This is a genomic window from Thiobacillus sp. (genome assembly GCF_024708915.1).
Genome location: NZ_JANJXQ010000036.1, coordinates 1 through 3,502 on the forward strand (window position 1 = coordinate 1; position 3,502 = coordinate 3,502).

At 63.1% G+C, this 3,502-nt stretch carries 4 protein-coding genes; all 4 read right to left on the reverse strand.

What is annotated here, in order from left to right; all coding sequences use genetic code 11:
* A partial coding sequence (locus tag Q0L94_RS02925) for a cytochrome D1 domain-containing protein (protein ID WP_296749931.1) occupies positions 1–440 on the reverse strand: 440 nt, incomplete at its 3' end.
* Positions 430–762: a cytochrome c gene (locus Q0L94_RS02930; protein WP_296749933.1), complete on the reverse strand. Its 333-nt coding sequence runs from the start codon at positions 760–762 to the stop codon at positions 430–432. The genes Q0L94_RS02925 and Q0L94_RS02930, both read right to left, overlap by 11 nt.
* A gap of 57 nt (positions 763–819) precedes the next feature.
* Positions 820–2,550, reverse strand: a complete 1,731-nt coding sequence (locus Q0L94_RS02935; RefSeq protein ID WP_296749935.1) for a nitrite reductase — start codon at positions 2,548–2,550, stop codon at positions 820–822.
* Between the two features lie 81 nt (positions 2,551–2,631).
* On the reverse strand, positions 2,632–3,502 hold an 871-nt coding region (locus Q0L94_RS02940; protein WP_296749937.1), incomplete at its 5' end, for a 4Fe-4S binding protein.

The following is a 3,502-nucleotide window of genomic DNA, read 5'->3' on the forward strand; positions in this document are numbered from 1 at the left end:
CCATCGGCGCCGATGGCGGGAATGTCGGCGATGAGCGCAAGCGTGTCGGCGTCGAATACTTTCACGCCGCCGGGTTGGTAGTTGGCCACGGCGACCAGCTTGCCGTCGGGCGAGATGGCGCCACCGATGCTGTTGCCCCCCTGGATGATGCGGCGATCGATGCGCCGGGTCAGCAGGTCGATTTTGGTCAATCCCCCGTCGCGGCCGAATACATAGGCATAGCGCGCGTCGCGGGAGTAGCTGACGGAGGCGTGGGAGAGGTCGCCCAGGCCCTCCACTTTCGCCAGGCTGGTGCGCTGGGTGGTGTCGAGAATCTGCACGCTGCCGCTGGCGCGTTCGATGACGACGCCGAGGTCTCCGGTGCCGCGCAGGTTCGTGCCGGCGCAGCCGGCCAGGACGCCGAGGGCGAGCAGAAGAAAAATGGAAATCCTAGCGCGCATCGGGAAATCCCCTTTGCAGGCTGTCGACGATCCAGACAGCCTCGGATTCGGAGAGAAAGGTGCTCCAGGGCGGCATTGGCGTGCCGGGCCGTCCGTGGAGGATCGTGCTGACCAGCGACTCGACAGGTTTGTCCCTCAGTGTCTCGGGCGTGAGCGCGGGGCCAAGGCCGCCGCGTAACTGCATGCCGTGGCAGGAGCCGCAGTCCTGCCGCACCAGGTGAACGAGCTCGTTCTGCCGTTCCGGGTTGATCCGGGGCGAGTCGGCGATAGCGCCGCCGAAGCTCATGGCCGTCATCAGTCCCACTGTCGTCAAGCTTCGCATGTGTTCTTGTGTCCGCCGTTAGTCGAGCGGCGGGGCAGCCCGCCCCGCCGTGCCTGCCTAGTAGACGTCGTGCTGCGTGTTGTAGACGTTGAACTTGCCGGTCGGCGTGATCAGGCGCTTGTCCTTGATCACGGCCTTGAGCTTGCGCGTCTTGTCGTTCATGACCACGATGGCCGATTCCTGGGTCTGACCGTTCCACACCGAAAACCAGACTTCGTCGCCGGCCTTGTTGTACTCCGGCTGCACGACGCGCTTCGGCCCCTCGCCCAGACCCGCCAGATCGGCGATGTTCACCACTTCCGGCGCCTTGTCGAGATTGGCGATGTCGAAGATGGCCACCGACTGGCTGATACCGGCTTCCGGGTTGAGCGTGGTGTCGACCCACAGGTTCTTCGACTTCGGATGCGTCTTGAGGAACAGCGAGCCGCCGCCCAGTCCCTTCAGCGAACGCACCACTTTCCAGGCATTGGCCTTGTGCTTGACGGGATCGGTGCCGATCAGCGCAATGCTGTCGTCGCCGAGGTGGCCGGTGGCCCATACCGGGCCGAATTTCGGATCGACGAAGTTTGCGCCGCGTCCGGGGTGCGGGATCTTGCCCACTTCCACCAGCGCCGCCAGTTTCTGCTTCTTCGAGTCGACCACGGCGATCTTGTTGGAAGCGTTGGCAGCCGACATGAAGTAGCGGTGCGTGGAATCCCAGCCGCCATCGTGGAGGAAACGCGCCGCTTCGATCTCGGTCACCTTCAGGTTGTTGATGTCCTCGTAGTTGGCCATCAGGACCTTGCCGGTCTCCTTGACGTTGACGATGAACTCGGGGTGCTCGTGCGAGGCGATGATCGCGGCGACGCGCGGCTCCGGGTGATATTCCTGGGTGTCCACGGTCATGCCGCGGGTCGCGACGATCTTTTTCGGTTCCAGCGTGTCGCCGTCCATGATGACGAATTGCGGCGGCCAGTAGGTGCCGGCAACCGCGTACTTGTCCTCGTAGCCCTTGTACTTGGAGGTCTCGACCGAGCGCGCTTCCATGCCCACCTTGATCTCGGCTACCACCGCCGGCTCTTTCATCCAGAGATCGATGAGGTCGATCTTGGCGTCGCGGCCGATGACAAAGAGATAGCGTCCGGAAGCCGACATGCGCGAGATGTGCACGGCATAGCCGGTTTCGATGGTGGAGATGATCTGCTTGCTGTTGCCGTCGATCAGCGCGATCTTGCCGTCGTCACGCAGGGTCACGGAGAACAGGTTCTCCAGATCGAGCTTGTTCATCTTCTTCTTCGGACGCTGGTCGGGCGGCACCTTCAGTTTCCAGGTGGCTTTCATCTCGGCCAGGCCGTATTCGGGCGGCATCGGCGGTTCGTGCTGCAGGAAGCGCGCCATGATGTCGATTTCTTCGTCGCTCAGAATGCCGGAGCTGCCCCAGTTGGGCATGCCGCCGGGCGAGCCGAAGCCGATGAACACCTTCAAATACTCGGTACCGCGCGGCAGGGTCACGTCCGGGGTGAGCGGCTTGCCGGTCGCGCCCTTGCGCAGGACGCCGTGGCAGCCGGCGCAGCGTTCGAAATAGATCTGCTTGGCACGGGCGAATTCGTTCGTCGTGAGGTGCGGCGCCTTGGGCGTCAGGACTTCCTGCGCTTCTTCCGCCTTGATCGATGTGGGCGCGCCTTTGTATCGCAATTCGGGGTCGGCGGTGCCGGGGTGGCCCGAAGCGGGCGCATCCGCTGCAAGAGCGGCGTGCGTGGCGCCCATGAGAAAGATGCTTGCGGCCAGAATGCTCAGCCTGGTGTTCATTTAAATCCTCCCTTCTGGTTGACGTAAAAATCCTGCAACGACGAAGCTAGGTTAAATGTGTCATTGAACTTCCGCCTTGATTTAAATCAAAGGCGGGGCTTTGTCCGTCGAACCCGGCGCCCCGGCATGTTCGGAGCGGTCGGGGTTCACCACGACCGGGATGCGGTCAAGCCGTGCTGCGGCGGGGACCGCCGCCGTCTCCGGGGCAGGATTGCGCGCGCGGCCGACGCGTTCGCGGCGCTTGCGTTTCTCGATCAATGGCGGGCATTTGCGGTCGCTATAGTAGGTCACCTGGCAATCGAGGCAGTGATGGCATTCGTTGACCACGATTTCGCCGGTAGGACGGATGGCCTGGACTTCGCATTCCACGGCGCAGACCTGGCAGGGTTTGCCGCATTCCTTGCGGCGGCGCAACCATTCGAAGGAATGGAAACGGCCGGGGATGACGAGCGAGGCGCCGAGCGGACAGATGTATTTGCAGTAGAACTTGCGGTTCAGGGCGGACAGCAGGAGCACGCCCAGGGCAAAAGCCACATAGCGCCACTCGCGCTGAAAATGCAGGGCGAACACGGTCTTGAAGGGCTCGATCTCGGCCGCGCGCATCGCCGTTCCCATGGACTGCAGGGACAGTCCAAGCAGCACCAGCAGGATCACGAACTTGAGCGCCAGCATGCGCTCGTGCACGACATGGGGGATCTCGAAAGACGGCAGCCTGAGCCGGCGCGCGAGCTGGAAGCCGAGCTCCTGCAAGGCGCCGAACGGGCACAGCCAGCCGCAGTAGACGCCCCGCCCCCATAGCAGCAGGGTCACCGCCACGAAGGACCACAGGATGAACAGCATGGGATCGATGAGAAAGGTATCCCAGCTGAACTGCTTGGTGACCGCCTGCAGGAAGGTCAGCACGTTGATGATGGAAAGCTGGCCCAGCGCATACCAGCCAATGAAGAACAGG